This window comes from Phycisphaerae bacterium (genome assembly GCA_035275405.1).
In the GTDB taxonomy this organism is placed as follows: domain Bacteria; phylum Planctomycetota; class Phycisphaerae; order UBA1845; family UTPLA1; genus DATEMU01.
In genome coordinates this window covers 18,697-45,129 of record DATEMU010000007.1, presented here as the reverse complement: position 1 = coordinate 45,129, position 26,433 = coordinate 18,697, and the positions used below count along the sequence as shown (strand labels likewise).

The window sequence follows — 26,433 nt, the reverse complement described above, 5'->3', positions numbered from 1 at the left end:
ACTAATGACGATTTCACGGTTTACCGGGGCCCGACGAACCCGTGGTCGCGCCGGGGCCATTCACGAACCGCTTTCTTCGCCTTAAGATGCCCCCCATGCGAATCCTCAGCGGTGTCCAACCCTCCGGCAAGCTGCACCTCGGCAACTACTTCGGGGCGATGAAACAGCACATCGAGGCCCAGGAAAAGCACGAGTGCTTTATCTTCATCGCCAACTACCACGCCCTGACGACGATTCAGGACGCCGGGTTGCTCGCCGATCTCACGCGCGACGTGGCCATCGACTACCTCGCCCTCGGGCTCGATCCGAGCAAAGCGTGCCTCTTTCGCCAGAGCGATGTGCCGGAGGTCTGCGAACTGGCCTGGATCCTCTCGACCGTGACAGGCAAAGGCTTGCTCGAACGCGCCGTCAGCTACAAGGACAAGGTGGACAAGGGGCTGCCCGCATCGATGGGCCTTTTCAACTACCCTGTCCTCCAGGCGGCTGACATCCTCATTTACCGCAGCGACGCCGTGCCGGTCGGCAGGGACCAGGTGCAGCACATCGAGATGACCGCCGACATGGCCGGGTATTTCCATAACACCTATAAGTGCGAGGTGTTCACGATCCCCAAGGCGCAGCTCAATGACGCCGCGATCGTTCCGGGCATCGACGGCGAGAAGATGAGCAAGAGCTACGGCAACACGATCGACCTCTTCGACGAGGCCAAGATCGTGCGGCAGAAGATCATGTCCATTAAGACGGACAGCACGCCCGTCGCTGATCCGAAGAACCCGGACACCTGTAATGTCTTCGCGCTCCTGCGGCTCTTTGCCACGCCGGCCGAGACGGCCGAATGGCGCGAGCGTTATCAGAAAGGCGGCATGGGCTACGGCGACGCGAAAAAACGGCTGTCGGAGCTCTTTGAAGAACGCTTCGCCGTCCCGCGGGAGCGGCGGAGAAAGCTGGTGCAGGATGCGGCGCCCGTGGAGGCGATGCTCGCCGACGGCGGCCGCAAGGCGCGGGCCGTGGCCCAGCAGGTGATGGCGGACGTGCGAAAAGCCTGCGGCATAATCACGGCGAAATAACGCCTTAAGCACTTAACTCGCGGCGGTGGTGGGATTCCGGTAAAATTCGAAAAATGCCCGACTACTCCGTCCAAATCGACGTCTACAACGGTCCCCTCGACCTGCTGCTCTACCTCATCCGCCGCGAGGAAGTGGATATCTACGACATCCCCGTCGCGCGGGTTACGGAGCAATATCTCGCCTACGTCGACACGCTCAAGATCATCGATCCCAACATTGCGGGGGACTTTCTCGTCATGGCCGCGACGCTCATGGAAATCAAGAGCCGGATGCTCCTGCCGCACCCGCCCGCCGAGCAGGTCGAGGCCGAGGACCTCTCCGACCCGCGGCTGGAATTGGTCCGCCAACTGCTCGAATACAAGAAGTTCAAGGATGCGTCCCTGGAGTTGGGCTCGGCCGCCGAAATCGCCGCCCAGCGCTGGCCACGCGTCCCCGCGGGCGGGGCGCCTCAGCCGCAAAGCGAGATCGACCTCGAAGAAGTGCAGATCTGGGACCTCGTCGCCGCCTTCAACAAGCTCATGTCGGCCATCGGAGCCGGCGCCACCTCGCACGACGTCGTTTTTGACGACACTCCCATCGCCCTCCACGCCACGGACATCCTCGACCGCATCCAAGGCGAAGGCGGCGAGATGAGCTTCGAGCGCATCTTCGCCGGTCGCACCCGCGCGGAGATGATTGGTCTGTTTCTCGCGCTCCTCGAACTGATGCGCCAGCAGCGCGTCCGCATCACGCAGTCGGAAATCTTCGCCCCGATCATGATCGTCCTGCTCTCGGCCGAACCGATCCAGGTCGGCTCGGAGTGGGAACCGCGGACGGTGCTCGGCGCAACGACGACGCATGATCCGGGGCCCGCGCCGGGCAGTGCCGCCGAGGTGACCGAATCCCCGAAGCTCGAAACGGAGTCGTCCGAAGGGGCTGAAGAGGAAGAGGACGACGAGTCCTTCGCCGAGCTGGATCAGATCAAGACCGACGTCGATATCGACGCGATCCTCCGTGAAGAGCCGCGCGATTCGACAAAGGAAGGGAGCTAACGCATCATGAAGCCGTCAGAGAAACTCGCGTCGCTGGGACTGAAGCTCCCGCAGATGCCCGCCCCGATCGGCTCGTACATCCCGGGCACGCGGTGCGGCGGTCTCGTCCTGACCAGCGGCCAGCTCCCCTTCGTCGACGGCAAACTCACCGCAACCGGCAAGGTAGGGAAGGACCTCACGCTAGAGCAGGCCAACGCCGCGGCCAAGCAGGCCGGTCTCAACGCCCTCTCCATCGCCGCGCAGGCCGCCGGCGGCATCGACAACATCGCCCGCATCGTCCGCCTCGGCGTCTTCGTGAACAGCGCGCCGGGCTTCTTCGACCAGCCGAAGGTCGCCAATGGTGCGAGCGATCTCATGGTCGCGATCTTCGGCGAATCCGGCCGCCACGTCCGCGCCGCGGTCGGGGTCGCCGAACTGCCCATGAACGCGGCGGTGGAAGTAGAGCTGATCGCGGAATTGATCGGCGGGGAGTGACACGGCGGCCCACGTTCACTGGTCTTCATTCCAAGATGTCCCCAACAACACCAAAAGCCGACAACCTCCGCCCGCTCTGGTGGAATGACTCCATCCCGCCTCATGGCGCGCTGGAAATGATCGACCAGACACTCCTGCCCAACCAGGTTGTCACGATTCAGTGCACGAAATTGGAGCAGGTCTGGCAGGCGATCAAGCGGCTTCAAGTCCGCGGGGCGCCGGCGATCGGCGTGGCGGCGGCGTACGGCGTCGTCGTCGGCTGCGGTGAGGCGGCGCCAAGCGATTCGGCGTGGCTGGTTGCGTTCACCAAAGTCTGCGACCACCTGGCCACCAGTCGCCCGACGGCGGTCAACCTCTTCTGGGCATTGGACCGGATGCGCCGCAAAGCGACGACGCTCGTGGATAAACCGTGGCGCGATGCGCGGGCGGTGTTGCTCGCCGAGGCTCACGCCATCCGCGACGAGGACGCGGCAATGTGCCGGGCGATCGGCGCGGCTGGTCAGCACCTCATCCCCGAGGGTGGCGGCGTGCTCACGCATTGCAACGCCGGCGCGCTGGCCACCAGCGAGTACGGCACGGCCCTGGCCGTCATGTACGCGGCGCAAGAAAAGGGCCGGCGCTTCAAGGCCTACGTCGACGAGACTCGACCGCTTCTGCAAGGCTCGCGACTGACCGCCTGGGAGCTGCAGCGCGCGGGTATCGACACGACGCTCATCTGCGACAACATGGCCGCCGTCGTCATGGCCGAGAAAAAAGCGAACCTTGTGGTGACCGGCGCGGATCGCATCGCCGCCAACGGCGACACCGCCAACAAGATCGGCACCTACGGCGTCGCCGTACTGGCGAACGCGCACGGTATCCCGTTCTACGTCGCCGCGCCAAGTTCGACCTTCGATCTGTCCATCTCCGACGGCTCGAAAATCCCCATCGAGCATCGCGACCCCGCCGAGGTCCGCACCATCGCCGACCGGCCGATCGCCCCTGCGGACGTACCGGTCTACAGCCCGGCGTTCGACGTCACACCCGCCCGGCTGATCGCCGGGATCATCACGGAGCGAGGCCTCATCTCCCCGGTCACGACCGACAGGATTCAACAAGTGATCGGCGGACCGGCAAAGCGCGATAATCCCAGGTAAAACCGGCTATTTATGGGCCTTCCACGGGTAGTTTCGGATCGCCCCGAATCGCGAGAGATCTCCCGAGTCGGCGGTCGTCCCAACCGGCTCCAATTTCCGGACGAAGCGTTGCCAACTCGACGAGGCGGTGGCCTTGAAACGCGGGCCGCGTGGGGGTACGATAAGACGAGTGGTCAGGGAGTGTCCTCCGCGACCGGCCACGGTTGTGCCCCGCCAAACGAACCAACCCAGGGGAAGTGAAAGAGCGAGAACCTACCATGAACCGGCGTGTCAAAATCCTAGGCTTGGCAACGTATCTGACCGTGGGAACGTATCTGACGCAGCTCGGCGGTTGTTTCACCATCGGCGCGAACACGGCCGTCGCTTCGTTCCCGTTTTCGAGTCTCCTCGATGAGAACGAGCTGTTCCTGGGTGTCTTTGCGCCGTGCGGGACGCCGAACTTCGTTATCATCGATGAGAATGGAGCCCAGCAGGGCGAAATCTTCAATCAGGCCGATGACCTGATCTTCTTCTGTCCGGTTAGCGTGGTGGTGCAGACCGGCGGAGGCGACGGCGGCGGTTGACCCGGTCGCCGAAAGAGCATCGCGGGAATGATCGATAGTCCGAACCAAGTGGGAAACGCCATGAAAAATTACAAGTCGATTCGGAAGATCACGCTGGGGCTCACCGTCTTGTTGAGCGGCAGCACGGTCTTTGACAACGGATGTTTCAACACGATCGCCAGCATTAATGTCTGCGGCACGATCCTGACGTTCTGCACGCCGGGCGATCAGCTCAATCTCCTTTTCCCGTATTTGGAAGTGCCCGACTATGCGGCCGATCCATCCTGCACGATCCCGCTGGGCTGCGGGGACGGCGATCTCTTCCCGGACGAATTCACCCCGCCCAACTTCCCCGGCGGCGATGCACCCGATCAGCCGACGGACGATTCCGGCGGTGCCGGCGGCGGGGGCGGTTGATTACCGCGCGGTGATGGCCGCAAGGTCACCAGTCGCGGTTCGACGCCTTTGATCACGATTTCTTTCGCGCTGCGTCATCAGCCATGGCCGACTCCGCGCACCCGGCAACGACTCGACGAGGCGAGTTTCAGGCCCTGAATCGTCGCGCCGCTACGCTTTCCGCTCAAGCGGTTCCGTCCTGGGAATATGGCCCCCTGTGATTTCGGCGTCAGCCCTTCGTCGCCTGCACGACCTCTTTCAGCGTCGTGATCCCCTTGCGGACCTTGTTCCAGCCGTCCTCGCGGAGTTGGATCATGCCGCCCTTCTTCGCCTCGACCGTGATCTTCCCGGAGCTGGCCCGCTGTAATACCAATTCGCGAACGTCATCGTTCACGACCATCAGCTCGAAGATGCCCTTGCGGCCCCGATAGCCCGTATTACGGCACTCCCGGCAACCGCGTCCGCGATAGACCGGCTCGCCCTGGTAGTTGAAGTCCGGTGGCATCTCGATCTTTTCCGGCTTGTAGGCCTCCTTGCAGTCGGGGCAGATGACTCGGACGAGCCGCTGGGCCAACACGGCCTCGACGCTGCTGGCCACGAGAAAGGGCTCGACGCCCATGTCCAGCATGCGCGTGATCGCGCTCGGCGCATCGTTGGTGTGCAGTGTGGAAAGCACCAGGTGACCCGTGAGTGACGCCTGTACCGCCGTCTCCGCCGTCTCCAAGTCGCGAATTTCGCCGACCATGATGACGTCGGGGTCGTGCCGCAGGAAGGAGCGCATCCCTCGGGCGAAGGTCAATCCCGCCTTGATATTCACGCCCACCTGGTTGATGCCGTCCAGATGGTATTCGACCGGGTCCTCGACCGTCAGGCATTTAATCTCTTCCGACACGATGCCGTTGAGCGCGGCGTAAAGCGTCGTCGTCTTACCAGAGCCGGTCGGGCCGGTCACGAGCATGATGCCGTGGGGCTGGCTGATGATGCCCTTGAAAATCTCGAGCATGTCGTCGTCAAAACCGAGGTCGGTCAGCGACAGCAGGATGGACTGCTTGTCGAGGATACGCATGACGACGCCCTCGCCGAACACCATGGGGATGATGCTCACGCGAAGGTCGATCTCGCGGCCCTGCGCCCGAATCTTGAAGCTTCCGTCCTGCGGCAGGCGGCGCTCGGCGATGTTGAGGTTGGAGAGAATCTTGATGCGGCTGATGATCGCGGCCTGAAGCTGCCGAATCTGCGGCGGGACGTTCGTATTCCGCAGAACGCCGTCCACGCGATAGCGAATTTTGAGGTCGTTCTCGAACGGCTCAATGTGCACGTCGCTCGCCCGCTCGTTGATCGCCTCCAGCAGAATTTCGTTCACCAGCTTGATGACGCTGGCGTCCTGGGCCATCTCCGCCAGGTCGCCCGAAGACTCACCGACATCGCTGACAACTTCCAAGCCGTCCTCGTCGATGAGCTGGCTGACCGTGTCGCCGCCGACGCCGAAGTACTTCTTGATGATCTCGTTGATCTCGCTTTCCTTGGCGAGAACGGGTTTGACCTCCAGCCCGCAGAGCATCCGCAACTCGTCGAAGGCGTAAATCTGAAACGGGTCGGGCGTGGCCACCCGCAGCGAGCCGTTCACGCGGTCCAACGGGATCAGCTTGGCTCGATGCACCAGCTTGGACGGCATCTTGCGGAGCAGGTCCACGTTGACCGGCACGTCCGGGCCGACCAGGTCCACGACGTCGAAGTGATATAGCGACCCCAGCGCGGCGAGAACGTTCGTCTCGCTGCAATAACCCATCCGCACGAGCACGCGATCCAGCCGGTCGGTCGGACCGCACTGCTCGTTGGCCGCCTTGAGCTGCTCGGGCGTGAGGATTTTTTTTTCGAGCAGGATGTCGCCGAGATTCACGTCAATGCGCCCTTCATCGAAAAGCCACTTTTCGCCGGCCCGCCCTCCGCCCACCCTGGCTACGGACAGACCCCGACCGTGGTGCATGGAATCTTACCAAGAGCGGGGTAATGGGTTGCATGTCCTGACCGAAACGAAGGCGGACTTTGGGGTGACAGCCCCTATTATCGTGCGAATTCCCCGCAACTCTATCGGGATAAGGGCCGAAGCGATAAGATATTACCGCTGCCTCGGGCGTATGAGCTTACTGCCCTTTTGGGGATCCAAGGCCGTTCAGCATGGAATATCTCAACCAGCTCCTGGACATCTTCCTCCACATCGACCAGCACCTGCACGATCTGTGCACGACCTACGGCGGCTGGACCTATGCCATCCTGTTTCTGGTGATTTTCGCGGAAACCGGACTGGTCGTAACGCCGTTTCTTCCGGGCGATTCTTTGCTCTTCGCCGCTGGGGCCCTGGCGGGAAGAGGCTCGCTCGACGCCATCCTCCTGTTTGTCCTTTTGACGACCTCGGCAATTCTCGGCGACGCTGTCAACTATACGATCGGGAAGTACCTTGGGCCCAAGATCCTCAAGAACGGCAACTCGCGGTTCCTGAAGAAGGAGTACCTCGACAAGACCCACGCCTTCTACGAAAAGTACGGCGGCAAGACGATCATCATCGCCCGCTTCGTGCCCATCGTGCGGACCTTCGCCCCCTTTGTCGCCGGTATTGGCACGATGACCTACCGCCGCTTCTTCGCCTACAACGTGATCGGCGGCGTGGCCTGGGTCGCAAGCTGCGTCTCCGCCGGCTACTTTTTCGGCGGCCTGGAGTTCGTCAAGAAGAATTTCGAGCTGGTCATCCTCGCGATCATCTTCATTTCCATCCTGCCGATGCTGGTCGAGTACCTCAAACACCGTCTCGAAAAGCGCCGCGCACCCAGTGGCGGGTTTCCCGCAGTCGTTGACGACGATCTTGCTGCGGACAATCGCCGCCAGGCCGCCGCCGTATCTCCCCCCACGGATTAGTACCACTGGAAAGTTAATCCGCTTGCTAAATATCGTTCGAAAAGCGGCGTTTGAATTTTTGGCAGCGAACCTCTTAAGAGGCTTCCATCAACTGTCACCGGTCGCCGTTCCCGCAAGAGAATATCCCTGAAGATGCCAGGCCATGCGCCCCGACCCGCGGTACACGCTTGTCAACGACGCGATGAGCAGCACCGCTCCCAGAACAAGAAACGCGCGACGGTGTTCGCGGCGGCCGGCGAGACAATAGAGGGCGCCGAGCAGCGCGAGGGCAGTCGGTTGGACCCATTCGGCCGGCGGGGCCTCGCGGGAGAGCAATTCCGAAATTGCGGCCGCGGGAAGTACGAGCAGGGCGAGCCACCAGAGCGGCGCCGCAAAACTTCGCCAGCGATGCCTGCCGAGCGATTCAGATACGAGGAGCGCGGGGACGGCGAGGGCCGCCAGCACGACCGCCAGGTGCTGCAGGATCCAGCCGCGTAAAACTGGCGCGGGCATGCGGACAAAAAGAAAGATGATCCCCGCGGCCAGAAGAGCGACGGAAAGGGCGGCGCTGGAACCGGACGCTTCGCGGGCGGCATAGCGCAGCGTCATGGCCGTGAGCAGTCCGATGGCGACGAGGCCCGCGACGATCCGGCCGATGGAATCATCGGACTCGCTCGCGGCGACGAGAAGGGGCCACAGCGCCATTTCAAAGGCCAGTAACATGGCGAGCGCGCTGAGAATGAACGCGGTGCGGCGGCTATAGGGGATCATGCGCCCGGCGGTGGTCCATGGGACGTTGTCGAGAAGCTGCTGATTCCAGACTTTGGCCAGCCATCGCCACCAGGCGATCATGAGGGCGAGGGCGAAAAGTATCGCGTTAAAGAGCGCGGGGATCCTCGCCGCATACTCGGTCGATTCGCGCGGCGCGGTAAACAGGGCGGCCGGGACGCAGAACAGGAGCACGGCGGCGAGGCTGAGCAGGGACATGCCGAGACCGGCGGTGTTGGCGCTCCAGCGACGGTAGGTCATGAAGACACAGGTCGTGCCCGCCGCGGCGGAGACGATCGCGGCGGCCAGGGCGTGCGGCCAGACGGGAGGGGCGAATTGCACGATCTGGTACACCCCCAGGACGAGGATCACCGCGGCAAGAAACGCTTCGATCTGAATAAAGAGCGGCCAGAGCGAGTACGGTTCCAGGAGATCGTCGAGCCGGTCGGGCCAGGCGCGGTTGCGGCGAGAGCGGAAGCGAAGGTCCTGCAAGACGGCGGCGACGATCAGTACGGTCGTCAGCCCGAGCTGCATCTGGAAAATCCAGTTCCACCATACCGGTCCAAACCCGGGGGCCACGTTCTGGACTGGGGACGATGCGCCGAGGAAAGGGTGGATGCGCAGGCTGCTCCACCAGACGGCAAAGGCGCAAAGCACCAGCAAAAGGACCGGCTGCTGCGGGCGCGGTCCCGCAGCCGCCCAGAGGAGGACGGCGCCGAGCAAGGCGGCAATATCCCACAATACCCCGGTGTCCGCGACGCGCGCGGCGGCGCGCGGGACGTCGAGCACTCTGGTCCAGGTCAGAGCGGTCAGATGGTTGAGCGTCAGGATGGCGGCGACGATGCCGGCGACGAGAGCCCAGGCAAAGAAGGTGGCGGAAGAGGTCGGCGAAGGTTCGGGTGTGGACCGCTTCGCGGCCATCCAGCCCAACCCAGCCCAGATCAGGGACAGTGTCGCACAGAGGTGGCCGGCGGTCGGCAGGTTCCACGGCGTCGTGCCGCGATGGCCGTAGGCGACGAGGGTCACGCCGACGCTGACGGCGCCGACGAAGAGCGACGCGCCCAGGCCGGGCGGCATGCGGCGGTGAGAGAATTGAAAGAGAATGCCGAGGACAAACAGTGCAAGGGCGACAAGGTCGCTGGTGGCGAGTGGCATGATGCGCTGTCGATCCTCGGTCGCCGGCCATTAGACGACGGACAACGAGGGACGAAGTCTCGGCAAAGATTACGGTTCTTCAGCGAGAATCACGTTGTCGTATTCGAGGAGCGTACCCTTGGCCCGTTCCACGTCAACGATGCCCTGGTTGTAGGCGACGACGGCCTGAAGCAGGGCGCGGCGCGAGACGGCGAGGTTGAGCTGGGCGTTGAGGATGACGTCCAGTTCGGCGGGACTCTTTCGCTCCTGGCGCTCCTGAAGCGAGCGGAGGTTTTCGCTATTGGACGTGACGGCTTCGTGGCTGGGGGGGATCTGCTCGAGGTTGGTCTCCAGGTTGCGCAAGGCAACGCGGCAGTCGGTGATGATGTCGTCGAGCGCCTTTTTGTAGGCCACGACGGCCTGGGATTGCTGCAACTTGGCGATGCGGATGCCGGCCCGTTCGGCGCGCTCGCCGAAGTTCCAGGCGAACTCGACCCCGACGAACTGATCGACGAAGTTGCCCGTGGTCATTTCATCAAAGCCCTGGTCGGCGTTGCCGCCGACGCCATTGAGGGTCATGCGATAGACCGCGTCGAGTCGGGGCAGGGCCTGGTTCTTGGCGACGCCGAGCTGGATGCGCGTCGTGTCGACGATGTAACGGGCGCGAAGGATTTCGGGCCGGTGCTCCAGGGCGGTCTGCACGGCCTGGAAGCGATCGCGGAGAATGCTGACCGTGGTCGGGTTGTCGATGGGGATGATCTCGTAGTCCGCGGAGAGCGGCAGGTCGGGATCGTTGAGGAGATTGAGGAGCTGGTCCTCGGCGTTGCGGACGCGGTTCTTCACATCGATGTATTCAAACTCGCGGGCCTTCACGGCGGCTTGGCTGCGGTAAAGCAGGGTCTGGTAGGCGTCGAAGTCGATACGAGCCTGCACCTGCGAGAGCGTCAGGATGGCTTCGGCGAGCAGTTCGGCCGAGATGGTCACGTCGCGGCGCGCGCCCACGAGTTCCCAGTAGGCCCGTTCCGTGTTGTTGAGGGTCTCGATGACGCGGGCGCGAAAGGCCTCGCGGTTGGCCTCACGCTCGTTCTTGCGGATGTTGATCTGGGCTCGGTTGAAGTCGATGCCGAAGTTACGGAGGACGGGCTGCCGAAGCTCGGCGATAAAGTTCTGCGACCAGGTCGGATAGAAGTTGGTGTACTTCGAAGAGGGATTGTCGAGCCGGGTCATCTGCTGGGTGAGCGTCGCCGTCGCACCGGTGGCCAATAGCTTGCGAATACCGCCGTTGACGATGGTCGTGTCGTTCTCGAAGCCGCGTTGCTGCAGCGGGGTGCGAATCAGGAAGGGTTGCGGCTGATCGGTGTTGTTGCGACTGGCGTTGGCGAAAAAGGCCATGTCAAAGGCGGCCTCGGCCTGGACGATCTGGGCGGTGCTGATCGCCGGGGCGTAGCCCTCGATCTTGATGGCATAGTTGTGCGCGAGCATCCGCCGCAGGGCGTCGCCCAGTGAGATCGTGAAGACCTTCGGTCGCTCGATCTGCTTGATATAGGCGAGGGCATCCCGATAGATCCGCTCGTATTCGCGCTTGATGCTGTCGCTGAGGCGGGTGATTTCCAGCCGCTTCTTGAAAACCTCCTCGGCGTGGATCGGATCGGGCAATTGCAGCCAGATCGTGGTGTCGACGGCGGGTTGCGTGGCGGGAACTTTGCCGGTCAACTCGACCGGCGTGGGACCGCCCATTTGGGTGAGTTCGGGGGCGGGCTCGACTTGGTCGGCCGACATTCGGCCTTCGAAGCGTTCGGGAGTCGTCGAAGAAACGTCGGGCTCGGGCGACTGGCAGCCGGGCAACAGCACGGCCACCAGCGACAGCAAGTATATGTTTTTAATAATGTTATGGATTATCTGGTGCATTAACGGATTCGTCGGTATTCCCTTGATTGAGTGCGTCGGACGGCAATGTTACTGTGCCGATCGTGCCCGCCTCCGCCGGATCGGGGTGAAGCCGTTTGCTTCTAAAGAGGTCCCGGGCCGCTGTCAACGCAGTTTCCAATATTGATTCAACGGCAAACCGGGGGATCGTCCTGTAACCCGACTATCAGCGCAGTGAACGGGGCGGGCGGCGACGGTTCACGAAGCGGATCAGGAGCGGTCCAGCGCAGAAGCTGCGCATGGAGCAGAGGACTGCGTTGTTTGATGGAAACCACGGCAATCAAAGAGCTATCCGCGGGCCAGGAAGGTATATGATTGAATTGGTTGCCCTTTTGGAGGTTGACTGACCATGGCCAGGAAAAAGGCGGCACGAACAAGGGGGTCAAGAAAACGCGCAATATCGATCAAGCCCTCACCCAAGGCGGTGGACGAGACGCTTCGGGACGCCCTCAGCGTTCCACCATTGTTTGGCCGGGCTTCCCCAGGCAAACGAAAGGCCAAGAGCCCCCGCAGGCGAACCGGCCCGAAGCGCTGAGTGCGGCTGCCGGATTGGACCTAAGGGCTCGACCGTTCAACGGGCGCCGGGCGAGGGTAGTTGGCCAGGGCGACGAGATTCGAGAAGCTGGGCGGTCGGCGGGCGGATTCGAACGGGCTGAAGATCTCGACCAACTCGGCGGCGATTGAGCAAATCAGCGCGAGGCACTGCGGCGGCGATCGTTGACCATCGGGCAGACTCCATTCCGCGCGCACTTGCACCAGCCTCGGGTCGCTGTCGGCGGCGAGGTGAAGCATCGCTCCGAATCTCCAAAGAGGCCGGAGTCGCGACGGAAATTCGGCGGGGACCACCCGGCCGCCGACCCATTCGGCCTGCGGATCGGCCCCGTCGACGGCGCGCTGGGGTAGTCCGCCGAGGGCGAGTCGCTCCGCTTCGCGGAGACTCTCCAGAGCGGGGGCGGTACTCAAGGGCTCCGCAAGGAACCGGTAATTTGCGTGACGAAAAGAAGCATCGGCCTCTGCGAAGGCGATTCGGCGATAAGGAGAGTTTTCTTTTTCGAGCTGCGCGTAGGCGCGAACGGCAACGGCTTGGAGGCGCGCGGCCGAGGGGAAGTCGCCGACGGCAGCGAAGCGAGCCGCTTCCAGCCGCAGGGTTTCGGGGACGAGTGAATCCGCCCAATGTTTGCTGGATGCGGCACTGACCGACTGCAAGGCGGCAAGGACTTCGCCGGGCCAGGCTGCGGCGATATCCGGTGCCGCGAACGCCGCGGCCAGCGCCGGCTCCAGCGCGGTGGTCCACTCGCCATCTCGGAGCGCGCGGCGAACGTGTTCGAGGATCTCGTCGGGCGACACGCGGCATGCGCCGACGTACAGCGTATTGGCGGGCATGTCGTAGGCATTAATCGTGGAAAGGTACTGCTTCAGCGTTTCGCAGGCTGCGGAGGTGTCGCCCGCGAGTTGCTGCGCCTGAGCCAGTCGGATGGTTGCCCCGGGAAAGGCGGGACAAATTCGATGCAATTCTTTCCAGGTCCGGGCGGCTTGCGCGGCGTCGAATTGCGACGATCGCGCGGCGGCAAGTTGCGCGTCGGCCAGGTCAGCCCGCGCCGCCAGGGCCTGCCACGCGCCCAGCCGCCATCCGGCCTCACCGAGTGTTTGGGCGGCAAGCACGTCATCCTGACTTCTTTGCAAATTGCCGCGGGCATGGGCGATCCGGCGGCGGGCTTCGTTGGAGACACCGAGCGCCAGCGCCAGCGCCACGGCCACGGCACCGAAGCGTCCGACCTTTGACACGATGCGTGACTGCGCGGCTGCCCGGACCGGACGATCGACGCTCGCGCGCGTCCATGCCGCCACGGCGCCGATCAACGTCCAGTACCAGACGTTCATGCCTCCGCGTCGCAGGCAGATGCTCCCGAATTCGGACACGAAAACGGTGAGGAGACCGGCGGCGAGGGCCATCGGCACGGCTGGAAATCCCGTCGCAAGCGATCCGCTTTCGGATCGCCCCGTGCGCAGCCAATGGCGAGCGGCCAGATAGATGGCGATCAGGGGAATGGCCAGATAGACCAGACCCCCGGGCAGTCCGAGTTCGAAGATCGCCTGCAGCCATTCGTTGTGGGCCTCGGGGTCGATGCTGCCGTGCAGGACGCGGGGCATGCGGGCACGCTGCCCGGCGATAATCGCGGACATCTTGCACAAGAATGAGTCGGGGCCGTGGCCGAGCAACCAGGCCCCGCCGAGATTCGCGATGGTGTTCTTCCAATAGAGATAACGATAGGTGAGGGGGATACTGGCGCGCGGATCGGCGCTGCGGCTTTGTGCGACGACGTAGCTGATGGCGAGTGCGATGATGGCAGCAGCGGCCAGGAGAATGAGCGCTCGCGCGCGTTTCGTGGGCCAGGACCGCCATGCCACGAGGATTGCCGAAAGACCCGCGGCACCGATGACCGCGAGCCACGCGCCGCGCCGGGCGGCGATGAGCAGCATGAGGAGTGCGCCGACGCCGACCAGGCCCATCCAGACGACGCTGGGCCAGGTAACCCCGGCGCGCGCGGTTCGCGGGGCGGAGGCAATCGCGAAGGACAGGGCCATGCCCGCCCAGATCGCGGCCAGGCCCGCCGACAGGGTGACGGGCCCGATGGGCCAGGCGAAGTATTCGACGTGGTGCGTTTGTCGGTGCCAGAAGGAGAGCCCCATCGCGAGGACGGCGATCAGCGAACCGGCGACGAGAATTCGCCGGACCCCTTGTCGGTCGGCCAGACGCGCAATGAGAATCGCCCAGCCGCAGCCGGCGGCGAGCTGCAGGAGCCATCCACGCGAGATCAGCCAGGAGCCATTGGTGAAGGTCGAGGCGAGCGCGAAGGCGATGGCGGCGGCGGAGAGGAGTTCGAGCCAGTAAACCACGGCGACGCTCGCAGTGGGCCCGGCTGGCAAGGGTGTAGAGGCGGTGCGGACTCTCTTGGGCCAGGAGGGTGAGTTCGTCGCTGACGCACTTGTGGGAAACAAGGCCGCGATAAGAAGCAGTCCGGCGAGGCCGACCGGCAGAACCAGGAGCCGCAATTCGGCGGGCTGTGCCCGCGCGATCGGCATCAGCAGAAAATCGAGGGCGCTCGTTGATTCGGACGCGCGCGGAGCGGACCGTTCGTCCCCGGGGTTGGACAGCAGCAGCGTCGCGAGGATGAAGACGACGCCCGTCCAGCCGGTGAGTGCCCGGGCTCGCCAGGACATGGTTCACCGTCGGCTCTCCGCGCCACCTCGTACGAGACGCGCGCGGTCCGATACCATGGCCGCGACCGCGCATCCCCGCGCGGCCCAACCATCGGTATCATTCGAATTGTCTTCCCAGTCGGCCCTACGCTCGCCGACTCCACCACATGCCGGACGCCGTTCGATCGCCCGGTTGGCGGCGATCTTTGCGGCGCCCCTGTCGATTCTTCATTGCCGGCCGATTCACGCCGGCAAGTTACGTGACGAGATTTGCCAATGCCCGGAAACCGAACGAACGCCGGTGCCGGACTATAGAATCGTAACGGAAAGGTCTTGCCGATTACAAGTGACCGACGGGCTAAATGCCCAGGAGGGCGTCGACGAAGAGCTGGACGTCGGCCGCGTTGCGGAAGTTGTCGTTATTGGTGTCAACGGCGCAGGACGAGCAGGGGGAGGCCAGCTCCAACAGGACATTGACGAAGGGTTCCACGTCATCGAGCGTGACGCCATCCGCGCAGTTCGTGTCGGCGGCCGCGCAGGCCGAAACGACCTCACCGACAAGCGTCAGAACCAAATCCGACGTGGGCTGCGCGCCGGAGAGATCCTGGTCCGAGCCGCTGATCGTGTAGGTCGCCGAAAAACTGCCGACGGATGCGGAATCGAGCCAGGCGGTAAAGGCCTGGCCTGTACCTGCCGGAAGATTGCTCAGCGGCGCGGCGTCGGTCGTCAGCGCGGCGGTGTCGCCCGTTCCCCCGATCGCATCCAAATCGAGCGCGGCGGTGAAGCCCGGAGTCGATTCCAGGCTGTAGATGGTGAAACCCAGATTGTGAAGACCGGTGCCGGCGTCGACCGTGCCAAAGTCGAGGGTGAGCGTGTTTTGATCGACTGCGTCGTCAAAAGAACCGTTGGCATGATCGAGTACGCGAAGCGAGACGTCGGCGACATCGTCGCCGTCCGCATCCCCGCGACCAGCGCCCGAAGAGGTCAGGTCGGTATTGTTGACAGTGAGTTCGCCGGACTTGACGCCGGCAGTTGCGGTCGACGTCGTCAGGCCGACGGCGATGACGCGGTTTTGCACGCCGCCCAAGAAGGATTGTCGAGTCCCCGCCGCTGTCGAAGATCCGTCGCCGCTGAGGGCGATGTCGTACGTCGTGGGGTTCGTGCCCACTTTATTGAGGGTGACGTTTTGCGGTCCGGGAACCGTACCGTTGACGATGACTTCGCCGAGATCGACGGCAACGAGCGAGGCGCCGTCTCCCGGTTCGGTCGCGCCAAGGTAGAGCCGCGAGTCGTTGGGCGTCGGCCCCCAGATCGCCCATACATATTCGGGATGGTCGATGAACGGATTGCGATTCTGTTGAAACGTCACGCCCAGATAGGTGGTTTGATAAATGATGTGATTCCGCTGCCGCTCGCTCTCATCCACGGCGTCGGAAAAATGCCAGTTGATCAGCGTGGAGAGCTTGCCCATGTTGGTGGCGGTTCCGGTGATCAGCGCCACGTTGTCCGTCAAAGTGAGGTTGTTCGCGAAGCCGTCGGTGGCGAGATCGCCTTCGTAGCGCGTATCCATGTAAAACATCGAGCGAGCCAGATCGCCCTTTTCAACGGGGCGCGCCTCCCACGAGTCGGCATCGTCTCGGCAAAGCGGCGCCTCGGGGTGAGCGGGCAGCGTCCCGCCATCGTCGTAATACTTGTTCGCGCGTTCGCTGTTCACTTCAGTATCGCAAGGGCGCAAATTGAACAGGTCACCATACGCGGGATTGACGTCATCGATGCCGTAGGCGTTGGGCCAGAGGTGCTCGGTATTCGCCGGCGTCACCCCCGGCAGGAAATCCGTCTTGGGAACAGAGTACCCGGAATAAACCTCGATCACGTTCGCGGAATTCGCCGGATCCTGGTCGAGGATTTCGAGCCGCGCCTCGCGATTGGCGTAAGTGATCGTCGTGTGACCGTCGATGATCGCGTTGAGGGCCGACTTAAGCGGCGCGCCGGTCAGACCGACCGCGGAGTTATAGTACCCCGCCGGCGGATCGTATTGGGCCACGGCGGGTGCGACCGCTATGCACACGAAGACAAGGCCCCGCAAGGGCGAATAACCAGACCGTTTGAACATGGATGCTTCGTCGCCCCCTCGCGGCTGCGGAAATCGTCTCCAGGGTTCCACCTATTATACTCGATCGACGGGGGCATTACTGGATGTTTTTTCGCCGGTTGAATGCGGGGCGGGGGCGGTCGCCGGGGCCGACGTCGGCGCGGAGGTGGTCGGCGGCTTGGCGGGTTCTGGGGGATCCTCGGGCTTGACGCCATAAATGACGATATCGCCGGCCCCGCGATCGGCCTCATCGAAGGCCAGCGGCGTTTTGGACGTGCCGCGATAAACAATCGTCAGCGCCTGGTCGGTCGGCCGCCGTCGATGAAGCTTGATCGCCGTGCCTCCCCCGCCGGCGACGTGAAACGCGCCGACGACGAGCAGAACGCGGCGTTCCGGATAATTGCGGCGATGGGCCGCCATCCACTCGGCCATCGTGTCATCCCAGAGCGACTGAGTTCGATACGCTCGCAGGAGTTGCTCTTCGCGGTCGGGTTGGGTCGTCGGCTGGGACGCGGCCGGTGCGCTCGTCGCGGAGGTCGGCTGCGACGATGGAGCGGACGTGGGCATCGCATGATCGGCCATCGCTTTGACAAAGCGATCATAGTAGGGACCGTCGAGCAGGTCGCTGGTCCGCGGGAGCCAGCTGCGGTCGGCCGGATCGAGATCGGCGCGGAATTCGTCGTAGGGCCTTCCCGATTCCCGAAGGGCGCGAATCAAGCGGCGCGGCGTGTTGGCGGCGATGACGGGAATTGATGCGGCGCGGCAATACTCGATCAGCGGGCGATGCGTCGTGGCGTAACCGCGCTTCTGCCGCGTCTGCTCGCGGAACTCGGTCTCACTGATACGGCCGAATAAGTATGCGTCGAGGGCGGCCTGCGTGTCGGTCTCGAAGAACTCCATCGCCAGGGTAATCGGTCGGCGCTGCCGCGAGAGGGCCGAAAGCAGCTGCGCCTCGAGGGCATTGCAGACGATATCCGAATGTTCCTCGCCGAAAAGCAAGACATCGGCGCGGTCCGCGCGGCTAACGACGTCTTGGAAGGAAATCGCGGCGCCGGTGCGGCCGTCGAACGCCTGGAATTGTTCGAAGAGCGCTGCGCTGCCGCCCGTTCGGTGGAGCAGATTGACGCGATCGCCCGCCGTGCAGCCCGCGAGCGATAGGAAAATGGCGAAGATACCGGCGAGGCGCGGCTTTGTGGCGGCGGTGCTTCGGCACCGATACGAATGGCTCATCGTAAACTCCGTGCAACGACACCGGACGCGGCGGATGTCCAACGCAGAATTGGATCGTAGGTGCTGAGACGGTGGATGGATTCGCGATGGCCGCAGGCGATGACCGCCTGGACCTCCAGGACGAGGGGATTGAAAAGGGTCCATTGAAGCTCGATGGCCTGCGGCATTGACAACGTAGGATACGATTGCACCACCCGGACGCGGGTGGTCCAGGCGCTGCGCCGTTGCCGTCGGGCGGAATTCGCGGCGCCATCCGGTTCCAGGTCGAGAAAGTTGAGACTTGTTGCGTGCGGTTCGACGTGTCGGCCGTTGATCTGCATCGGCAAGCGACCGTGGAGGAATTCCTCAATAGCACGTTGGGCGGCGAGGTGCTCCGAGGACTCAAGAAAGTCGCGACCAGTGCGTCGGACGGGGAGGAAAGTCTCTAACAGGGGAACCGGCAGGTCGATCAGTACACGTGTCCCAGCATCATCGATTTCAACTCGCGTCGCGATGGACTTCAGCTCTTCCAGAGGTCCCACAATCTCCGATCGATCCCCGGAACGAGCCCCGTTCGGCCAATGGAGTTTCAGCGTTTCCACGTTGCCGCCGCTGGTCAGCCGAAGCGCCGTCGATTCTTCGTTATCCTCGGTGCGAACATCGAGGTAAAGCTGCGAGGGCAGCCCGGCATCGCCCGAGCCAAGCGTTTGTTGAAACGACAGATAGCGCGGCGGAGCAGTCAAGGAGTATTCGAGGAGGTAAACGATGCGCGAATGGCGCGAGCCGTTCTCTGTTGATGCCGCTTCGACTGGAATTGTGTCAAAAGAGACCACCCTGCCGGACAGGCGTTCGCCGTCGACGTCGCGAATGATAAAGTGCTCGAAAAGGTGATCGGCATGGCGGACCGCAGCGCGCTCAATGGCCGCATCGGACCGGGAATCCCCTTGTGCGGCCGAGGCGCCGTAATAATGCACGAAGTCCTCCGCGTTGACGGTCAATTCAACGTCGATTCGGTCAGGGAATACTAATGCCGTGCCGTGGACGATCGAAATGACATGGGCCGGCACCGACGGAGCGAGCATCCCAACCATACAAAAGGCCGCGAGCGCCCCTATTCGAGGCCGTCGTTTTTGGCATGTGGTCTTACTTGGCGGCATGAACATCAATCTCCGTGAAGAAGGTGCCGGGGGCGGACTCTTCGACGATCCACAATAGATGCCGGAATGGTCCAAGTGTGCCCGTCGCGGCGGCAACCGATGAGCCGTGGATTTCGCCTTGACCCAGCGGGCGAGTATCCACGACGGCGATCAGCGTCCAGTCGCCGTGACCGCCCCGTGCGAAATCGACTTTCGGCAGTTTCTCGTCGTTGCAACCCCAAAGCGAAAAATACTGCGGCGCGCGGTTGGCGCTGTGCCAGGAGTAGGTGTTGATGCGTTCGAGTCGCCGGCTCGACTTGAGGTCGATAAAGAATCGGGCCTGATTGTCGAACCAGACGCAATGTTCGATGTCGTCGTCGTTGTTGGCGGCCAGGCCGTCGTTGAGCCGTGGCAGGCTGCGGCCGTCCGCGCCGGATCGGGAGTGCGGCGAGAATTCGCCGTCGCGATCGAGAAACTCGAACATTGGGCCGCCCTTCGATCGATCGGTGTCGTCCGCGGCGGAAGGCGGACCCATGCTCAGCGCGTCGAAGGCGGGCTTCCGGTCGATCGCCACCGCGGCGATGGGTTTGAGACCGTCGTAGATGGGCGGCGGGGGCGGAGGATAGATATGGCGAAATTCGAGCGGGCCACGCTTGGAAAAATCGTCGTAAAGCGGCTGAACAGGCCGTGCCGCGTCGTTTTCGTTTTTTGCCAGCGTGACCGCGAGGATCTTGATCTTCTCGTTGTCGGGCAGGCGCAGTTCTCTGGCGCTTGGCGGCAGGTCGAATCCGTACTTGTACAGATAGCTGAACTTGTAGGCCTCATTGTCGAGTTTCGGGTGATGGCGATGCGTAGCGAACCACGCAATGGTGTCGCGCTTGATGAAACCGGGCGTCAATCCCACGACCTTGCCCTCGCAGACGTAGTCCACCTCGCCGAACGAGCGATCCCAGACGCGATCGTCAAACTGGCCGACGAAGCCGGTCCACGACTGGACGGCCACTTCATGCGGATGGCCGTCAATATCGAACTGCCCCGTTGTAGCTTCAGTCGCCGCCGCGAGGAGATGGATCCGATTGAAATCGCCCGCTGGCAGCGCGATCGTTTGGCCGCGACAGGTCACGGCCTGCGGCTTGCCATCGGCGGTCGGACCAAACTCGAAAGTGATGCCCTCGCTCGTCATTGACTTTGGCAGCATTTCGGCGGGCATGGTGCGGCCCTCAGCGTCCATTGCACCGTCGCTACGTTTGGCATCCGAACTTACGACATCCTGATCAAACGGCAGGGTTACGGGTATGCACTGCGGCGGCTTGAGCGACGTAGCGGGCGCCGACAAACGAACGGCAAAGCTTCGGGGGCTATTGGGAGAGAGGCTCGTCACGAGCTTTCCGTCCTTAACAACGGCATCCCCGATCCGCCGCTCCTGCCCATCCACTTCATGGGCCTCTTTTATTCCGGTGCCCAAGCGGACAGTCACGCCCTCGGCCTTGCGTCCCCAAAGCTCCTGGAGGCGAACAATGGTCCAATCGCCCTGCTCCGCCTTCTTTACCGCGCGGATATCCACTTGTCCCGGCGCGCCGGGATCGATAGACGCGATCGAGAACGATTTGCCGAGCGGCCCGTTGTGCATGGGCGCCTGAAACGCCACGAGCGGCTGATTGAGCCGACGCCCCTGCCATTCACTTTGTCCTTTGCGCCAGTCCCCCGCGTGGGCGTAGAGCGCGTAGAGCATGTCGTGTCGCCCCCAGTCCTGGCTGTGCTGGTCGAGGTAGCCCTTGCGGACGCCGGGCGTGTAGAGCAGCGTCAAGCGCACAATATGGTCCACGGGCTTGTCCGAGCCAAACTTGCAGTCTTCAAGGATGGAGACGCCATGTTCACCCGAGTAGTCAGTCAATTCAAACCACTCATGCGACGGCACTTCATACTTGGTCGGCTCGTTGTTGCCGCGCTCGATCGTGCCCATGCCCCAGTTGTACGTCGCCATCGGGTTGGAGGCCTTCAATGGAAATGCCGCTTTCAGCGCGCACTCCGTCGATTGCCAATCGATGGCGGTCCTGAACTCCACGCGCCGACCGGCATCTCCCGCGGCGAGCCGGATCTCCTGCACGATGATCGAATTACGGGCCTTTCGCTCAACGCGGATGCCGACGCGAACCGGCCCCTTTTCAATGATCTGAATCTTCGCGGGGCCGCGGACGGTATCGATCGGCGGTTGCTGGCGATCGGCCCAGTCCATGTTCCACGCGGGCCAGTTGCGCGGCTTTTCATACGTGAACACCAATTGGGCCGGCGCGGCGAGGAGTTCGCGACCGTCGCTACTGGCCTTGTCGCGAATGGATGAAACGTCGCCATTGCCGTCCAGCGAGACGTGGTATTGCTCATTCTCCAATTCGGCGTCCGCGACGCGAAGCCCCGTTTTCATTTGACTCGGCGAGTCGCTCGCTCGCACATCGAACACGGCCAAGCCGACCGAGGGGGCACGCGCAACAAACAGCACCGTAATCGCGCGATCGCCACGGCCGACAATCTGCGACGGCGTCTCCTTGCCGGTCCCATCGAAGACTCGTACGGACTTGGGCGGCAATTCGTCGAAGAGGATTTCGGCCTCGACAAGATCCTCGCGGTCCATGGCGAGCGGGTTGTACACCACGAGCGCCGTACCCTTCCCGCGCGTATCCATGGCTCGAACGATCGCCCCGACTGAGTCGCTCAGTACGGCGGCAAACCCGTTGAGCGCCACGACCTCGTCATTCCACGAATACGTGTAAGCGCGGGGAATGCTCGTACCAGGCAGAATATCGTGCATCTGATTGGCGAGCGCCCGCACCCAGGAACGATTGAGCTTCTCGCGCGGATAGACCGCCCCACCGAGCCAGTCCGCAGCGACGGCAACTCGCTCGGCCGCGTCGGCCAGTTGCTCGTTCTTGCGGTTCCAGCGCTTCATGTACGCCTGCGAAGTCAGTGTCCCGGCGGAGTGCTCGGTCAGCAGCAGGTCGCCCTTGTAACGCGGCAGCCGCTTTTCCTGCTCGGCCGTAATGTCCTTGTACATCTGGTCCGATGCGACGAGGGCCACCTTAATCTTGCCGTCCGCATTGCCGATGCTGGCGAGATAGTTCTTGATGTCCTCCTCGCGCGGCGCCCCGCCCTGGTCGCCGACGCCGTAATAGTGGTAATCCGCCCACACGCCATACTGGCGGCCGTTTTCCTCAACCCGCTTCACCCACTCCTCATTCGTATCCACGCGTCCTTGGATTGCCCCGACGTATGGCCCGGGATCGAAGGCCGCGATGACAGACTTGCCGTCCGGCCCTTCCCAGACGCCGATCTTGAAAGGAATCCCGACGGCGGAGCCCCAGGTGAGCTTCTGCGTCGAGAAACCCTTTAGACCGCAGTGCGCCCAGATGGACGGCATGGACGCCGGAAAGCCGAAGCAGTCCGGCAGCATGAAGTCGATGCTCTCCTTGCCGAACTCCCGCCGGAAGTACTCGTTGCCGTACAGGACTTGGCGGATCGTCGCCTCGGCGGACGGCACATTGACATCGCCCTCGTCGACGGACGACCCCGAGACGAACCAGCGGCCCTCGGCGATGTACTTCTTCAGGCGCTCGTACTTCTCGGGGTAGTACTCCTTCATCATCTCGTAGCGCACGGAGCCCGTGAAATTAAAAACGTAGCCGGGATATTTCTCGAACCGCTGAAAATTGTCGTCCAAGGTGTTCTTGATGTACTGATCAATGGTCGTGCAATAGTCCCACCGCCATTGCGTGTCCAGGTGTGCATAGCCGACGCAATACAGGACGCGGTCTTTGGAAAGATCATACTTCGGCGGCTCGGCGCCAATACCACTGGGGACTACAAACAGGAAAGTCCCACACCACAGAGACACAGAGGCTCCGAGAGTACATTTCTTAAGTACGCTCTGTGCCTCTGCGGTGAATCTCTTTTTCATGGGCAATCCCCTTCATCTCGATTCCAGCCGCCGAAGCCCTGCATCCACCAGGCTCGCCGCCAGGATCACGCCGCCCAGCACCACCTTCTGCCAAAAATGCTCGACATGCAAGAGATTGAGGCTGTTATTGAGGACGCCGATCAGAAGCGCGCCCAGCAGCGTCCCGGTCATCGTCCCGCGACCGCCAAAAAGGCTCGTTCCCCCGACCACGACGGCCGCGATGACATTCAGCTCCCACATGTCGCCGACCTTGGGGTCCGCGGCCATCAATTTGCCGACGTGCAGCACGCCGGCCAGCCCGCAGAGGGCGCCGGTAATCATGTAAACCAGGACCTTCGTGCGGCGCACCGGGATTCCCGCCAGTCGCGAAGCCTCTTCATTGCTGCCGATCGCGATGACGCCGCGCCCAAAAACGGTGCGACCCAGGAGCACTGCAAAGAATCCATACGCGCAGATCAGGACGACGACCGGCACCGGCAGCAAGCGTCCGAGGGAATCCTCGAATAAGAATCCCCGGCCAAGCGTGATGAGTTGCTCGGGCAGTTCATAGATGGGCTGGCCATTGCAGAATATGAAGGCAAACCCTCGGGCCATGAGCATGGCCGAGAGAGTGACAAGGAACGGTGGAATGGAGAATCTTGCGACGATCGCGCCGGACGACGCTCCGATGGCGGCCCCGCCAGCGACGCCGCAGAGGAGTCCCAGCGATATGGCGACCGTGGGCGGCGAGCCGTCGGCTGCGCGCATGGCCAGCGCGGCGATCACGCCGGTGAGGGCGACCAGCGAACCCACGGAGAGATCGATCCCGCCGGTGACAATCACCAGCGTCATTCCGAACGCGATCAGACCCTCGAACGAAACCTGCCGCGCGACGTTGACGAGATTGTCGAGTTGGGCGAACTGTCCCTTGGTCATCACTGAGGATGCCGCCGCCAACAGAAGCAGTATGACGAGCATCCGTGCCGCGAGGACGTAGCGCCAGAACGAGACTTGCGTAGAAGGCGTCATGACGCGGATTCTCCGAGCGCCAAGCGAAGGACCTGTTCTTGCGTAACCTGCCGGTCGCGATTGGCGAGGATGCCGGTCAGGCGGCCGCGCGACATGACGGCGATGCGATCGGCCATGCCGAGTGCCTCGGGTAGGTCGGAGGAAACCATCAGGATAGCGGTCCCTTGAGCCGCGATCGCGTTGATCATGGCATAGATCTCGGACTTCGCGCCGACGTCCACGCCGCGCGTGGGTTCATCGAGAATCATGACGCGAAATGGGCGATCGAGCCACCGCGCCAGGAGCAGCTTCTGTTGATTGCCGCCACTGAGCGTCGCGGCCGCGATTTCCGTTCCCGCCGCCTTAATCGCGCATTGGGAAATCCTGCGCCGCGCAATGACTCGCTCGCGCGAGACGCTCAGCAGTCCCCACACGGCCGCGTCCTCGCGACGCGCCAAAGTGAGATTCTCTCGAAGCGATCGGGCCATGAGCAGGCCCTGATGGCGACGGTCTTCCGGTACGTAGGCGATGCCCGCGTGCTGGGCCTCGATCGGGGATCTGAACGGCCCGACGGCGTCGCCCACGACGATGCGACCCTTCGTGGCGGGCAACGCGCCGTAGATGGAGAGGGCGACTGAACTTCGCCCCGAGCCAACGAGACCGGTCAACGCCAGGACTTCTCCCTCGCGGACATCAAAGGACACATCGCTGAAGATGCCCGTGCAGGAGAGTCGTTCGACTTGCAGCGCGACCGCTCCCTGTTCGACGAGGCGAGGAGGAAACTCCTCTTCCAGCGGCCGGCCCACGCATTCCGCAATCAACTGCCTGCGATCCACCTGGCGAATTGGGCGCGTGGAGATGTGTTGCCCGTCGCGCAGGACGGTCACATCGTCCGCGAGTTCGAAAATCTCGTCGAAACGATGGGAAATGTAGAGGATGGTGACGCCCCGCGCGGCCAATTCGCGAATGACGCGAAACAGGGCCGCCAGTTCGTGCGGCGTAAGGACGGCCGACGGCTCGTCCAGGATCAGCACGCGGGCGTCCAGCGACAGGGCTTTGGCGATCTCGACCATCTGCTGCTGCGCGACGCTGAGGTCCGCGACCGGGGCGCGCACGGGGACAGGTAATCCCAATTCGTCGAAAAGCCGCTGCGCCTGGCGGTTCATCTCACCGTTCCGGATGATCCCCATCTTGGCTCGCGGCCAGCGGCCCAGATAGACGTTTTCGCTGACCGACAGGTGCGCGATGAGATTGAATTCCTGGTAAACGATGGCAATGCCGAGCCGTTGCGCGGTCCGCGCGTCGGTCATCATCGCGGGGGCGCCATCCAATTCGATCGCACCGGCGTCGGCGCGGACGGCCCCGGCGAGGATCTTCATCAGCGTGCTCTTTCCGGCGCCGTTCTCTCCGACGAGGGCATGGATGCAGCCTGGCCGTACATCAAAACTGACGGCGTCGAGGGCTCGCACGCCGGCGTAGGACTTGGAGATACGATCGAATCGAATGCGCGGAGGGACGGAGTCCATAACATCACGGCGGCGAATCGCCAGTGAAGACGCCGACTTCGACGGGAATCACTTCAGGTGGCTTCCGCCCCGCGAACGAATCACGAATGGCCTGAATGGTAAGGACTCCGATCCGTCGAGGGTCTTGAATAACATCCCCGTAAATCTGGCCCGCCTTGATCTTCGCCCGCGCCTCGGGCGTCGCGTCGTATCCGACGATCTTGATTTGCTTGAGTTTTCCGGCCGCCTCGATCGCCGCCAGCGCGCCCAGCGCCGTATCGTCATTGATGCCGAAAACGCCGCTCAGATCGGGATAAGCTTGCAGAAGGTCCTCCATCACCCGCACGGCCTTGTCGCGCTTGCCATCGGAAGACAGCTCGGCAACGACCTGCACGTTCGGATGCGCGGCCAATTCCTCCTTGAAGCCCCGAACGCGATCCGCGACGCTGGCCACCTCGGGGTGGGACAGCACCACGACTTTTCCTTTGTCGCCGATGGCCTTGGCCAGCAGCCTCGCGGCCGCTCGGCCCCCGGCGACGTTGTCCGAGGCAATGTGCGCCGCGACTTTTCCGAGCGGTGACACGGACGCGATGTCGGCCGTGAACACGGGGATATTCGCCTGATTCGCCGCGACGATGCTCGCCCCGACGCTCCGCGAGTCGCAGGGACAGACGATCATCGCGTCCACCTTCTGCACAATGAATTCATCAATCTGGTTGGCCTGCCGGGCCGAGTCGAATTCCGCCGTGCTGATAAGCAGCCGGTAGCCGTGACGCACGGCCTCTTCCTCCAGACCGGCCCGGAGTTCCTGGTAGAACTGGTGCTGCACGGTCAGCAGCGTGACGCCAATAATCTTTTGTGAGGGTTTGCGAACTTCGGATTCGGAGCGCGTGCAGCCCGCGCCAAAAAAGAGCAGCAGCGCGAGGGCCATACCGAGCGGTCGCATTCGCGGAGGATATCGAATCGCCGATAGGGGGGCAATCGAAGC

General features: G+C 63.1%; 17 protein-coding genes and 1 pseudogene. 7 read left to right on the top strand and 11 right to left on the bottom strand.

Translation table 11 applies throughout. From position 1 onward, the window contains the following. The first annotated feature begins 95 nt into the window (after nucleotides 1-95). The 6 genes from trpS to VJZ71_09435 all read left to right on the top strand — a co-directional run bounded on the left by trpS (nucleotide 96) and on the right by VJZ71_09435 (nucleotide 4,667). Nucleotides 96-1,067, top strand: a complete 972-nt coding sequence (trpS, locus tag VJZ71_09460; protein HKQ48281.1) for a tryptophan--tRNA ligase — start codon at nucleotides 96-98, stop codon at nucleotides 1,065-1,067. Between the two features lie 53 nt (nucleotides 1,068-1,120). Continuing rightward, nucleotides 1,121-2,098, top strand: coding sequence for a segregation/condensation protein A (locus tag VJZ71_09455; protein ID HKQ48280.1), 978 nt, complete (start codon nucleotides 1,121-1,123; stop codon nucleotides 2,096-2,098). Between the two features lie 6 nt (nucleotides 2,099-2,104). Beyond that, nucleotides 2,105-2,572 (top strand): RidA family protein, encoded by a 468-nt coding sequence (locus VJZ71_09450; protein ID HKQ48279.1) that lies wholly within the window; start codon nucleotides 2,105-2,107, stop codon nucleotides 2,570-2,572. A 35-nt stretch (nucleotides 2,573-2,607) separates the two neighbouring features. Next, nucleotides 2,608-3,708 (top strand): S-methyl-5-thioribose-1-phosphate isomerase, encoded by a 1,101-nt coding sequence (gene mtnA, locus VJZ71_09445; GenBank protein ID HKQ48278.1) that lies wholly within the window; start codon nucleotides 2,608-2,610, stop codon nucleotides 3,706-3,708. Between the two features lie 257 nt (nucleotides 3,709-3,965). Next, nucleotides 3,966-4,271, top strand: coding sequence for a hypothetical protein (locus VJZ71_09440; GenBank protein HKQ48277.1), 306 nt, complete (start codon nucleotides 3,966-3,968; stop codon nucleotides 4,269-4,271). A 60-nt stretch (nucleotides 4,272-4,331) separates the two neighbouring features. Continuing rightward, entirely contained in the window at nucleotides 4,332-4,667 is a 336-nt protein-coding gene (locus VJZ71_09435) for a hypothetical protein (GenBank protein ID HKQ48276.1), read from the top strand. 208 nt (nucleotides 4,668-4,875) lie between these two features. Here the strand turns inward: VJZ71_09435 and gspE are convergent, their stop codons facing one another. Then, nucleotides 4,876-6,633, bottom strand: coding sequence for a type II secretion system ATPase GspE (gene gspE / locus VJZ71_09430; GenBank protein HKQ48275.1), 1,758 nt, complete (start codon nucleotides 6,631-6,633; stop codon nucleotides 4,876-4,878). A 191-nt stretch (nucleotides 6,634-6,824) separates the two neighbouring features. Here gspE and VJZ71_09425 point away from each other — a divergent pair. Next, nucleotides 6,825-7,463, top strand: a pseudogene (locus VJZ71_09425) (DedA family protein). 183 nt (nucleotides 7,464-7,646) lie between these two features. On the opposite strand, the gene VJZ71_09420 reads toward VJZ71_09425, so the two are convergent. The 10 genes from VJZ71_09420 to VJZ71_09375 form a co-directional block, all read right to left on the bottom strand. Next, nucleotides 7,647-9,461, bottom strand: coding sequence for a hypothetical protein (locus VJZ71_09420; protein ID HKQ48274.1), 1,815 nt, complete (start codon nucleotides 9,459-9,461; stop codon nucleotides 7,647-7,649). Between the two features lie 69 nt (nucleotides 9,462-9,530). Then, nucleotides 9,531-11,219, bottom strand: a complete 1,689-nt coding sequence (locus tag VJZ71_09415; protein HKQ48273.1) for a TolC family protein — start codon at nucleotides 11,217-11,219, stop codon at nucleotides 9,531-9,533. 702 nt (nucleotides 11,220-11,921) lie between these two features. After that, nucleotides 11,922-14,588 carry an O-antigen ligase family protein gene (locus VJZ71_09410; GenBank protein ID HKQ48272.1) on the bottom strand — a complete coding sequence of 889 codons (2,667 nt, stop codon included), beginning with the start codon at nucleotides 14,586-14,588 and terminating at the stop codon, nucleotides 11,922-11,924. Nucleotides 14,589-14,925: 337 nt separating this feature from the next. Continuing rightward, nucleotides 14,926-16,680, bottom strand: a complete 1,755-nt coding sequence (locus VJZ71_09405; GenBank protein HKQ48271.1) for an endonuclease — start codon at nucleotides 16,678-16,680, stop codon at nucleotides 14,926-14,928. A 54-nt stretch (nucleotides 16,681-16,734) separates the two neighbouring features. Continuing rightward, entirely contained in the window at nucleotides 16,735-17,889 is a 1,155-nt protein-coding gene (locus VJZ71_09400) for a ChaN family lipoprotein (GenBank protein ID HKQ48270.1), read from the bottom strand. After that, nucleotides 17,886-18,950, bottom strand: coding sequence for a hypothetical protein (locus tag VJZ71_09395; GenBank protein ID HKQ48269.1), 1,065 nt, complete (start codon nucleotides 18,948-18,950; stop codon nucleotides 17,886-17,888). The genes VJZ71_09400 and VJZ71_09395 overlap by 4 nt, the downstream gene beginning before the upstream one ends. A 61-nt stretch (nucleotides 18,951-19,011) precedes the next feature. Then, nucleotides 19,012-22,890, bottom strand: a complete 3,879-nt coding sequence (locus VJZ71_09390; GenBank protein HKQ48268.1) for a glycoside hydrolase family 38 C-terminal domain-containing protein — start codon at nucleotides 22,888-22,890, stop codon at nucleotides 19,012-19,014. 75 nt (nucleotides 22,891-22,965) lie between these two features. Continuing rightward, nucleotides 22,966-23,961 carry an ABC transporter permease gene (locus VJZ71_09385; protein HKQ48267.1) on the bottom strand — a complete coding sequence of 332 codons (996 nt, stop codon included), beginning with the start codon at nucleotides 23,959-23,961 and terminating at the stop codon, nucleotides 22,966-22,968. After that, complete coding sequence (locus VJZ71_09380; protein ID HKQ48266.1) at nucleotides 23,958-25,466, bottom strand: sugar ABC transporter ATP-binding protein; 1,509 nt, start codon at nucleotides 25,464-25,466, stop codon at nucleotides 23,958-23,960. The genes VJZ71_09385 and VJZ71_09380 overlap by 4 nt, the downstream gene beginning before the upstream one ends. Before the next feature lie 4 nt (nucleotides 25,467-25,470). After that, complete coding sequence (locus VJZ71_09375; GenBank protein ID HKQ48265.1) at nucleotides 25,471-26,391, bottom strand: substrate-binding domain-containing protein; 921 nt, start codon at nucleotides 26,389-26,391, stop codon at nucleotides 25,471-25,473. Between the last annotated feature and the right edge of the window lie 42 nt (nucleotides 26,392-26,433).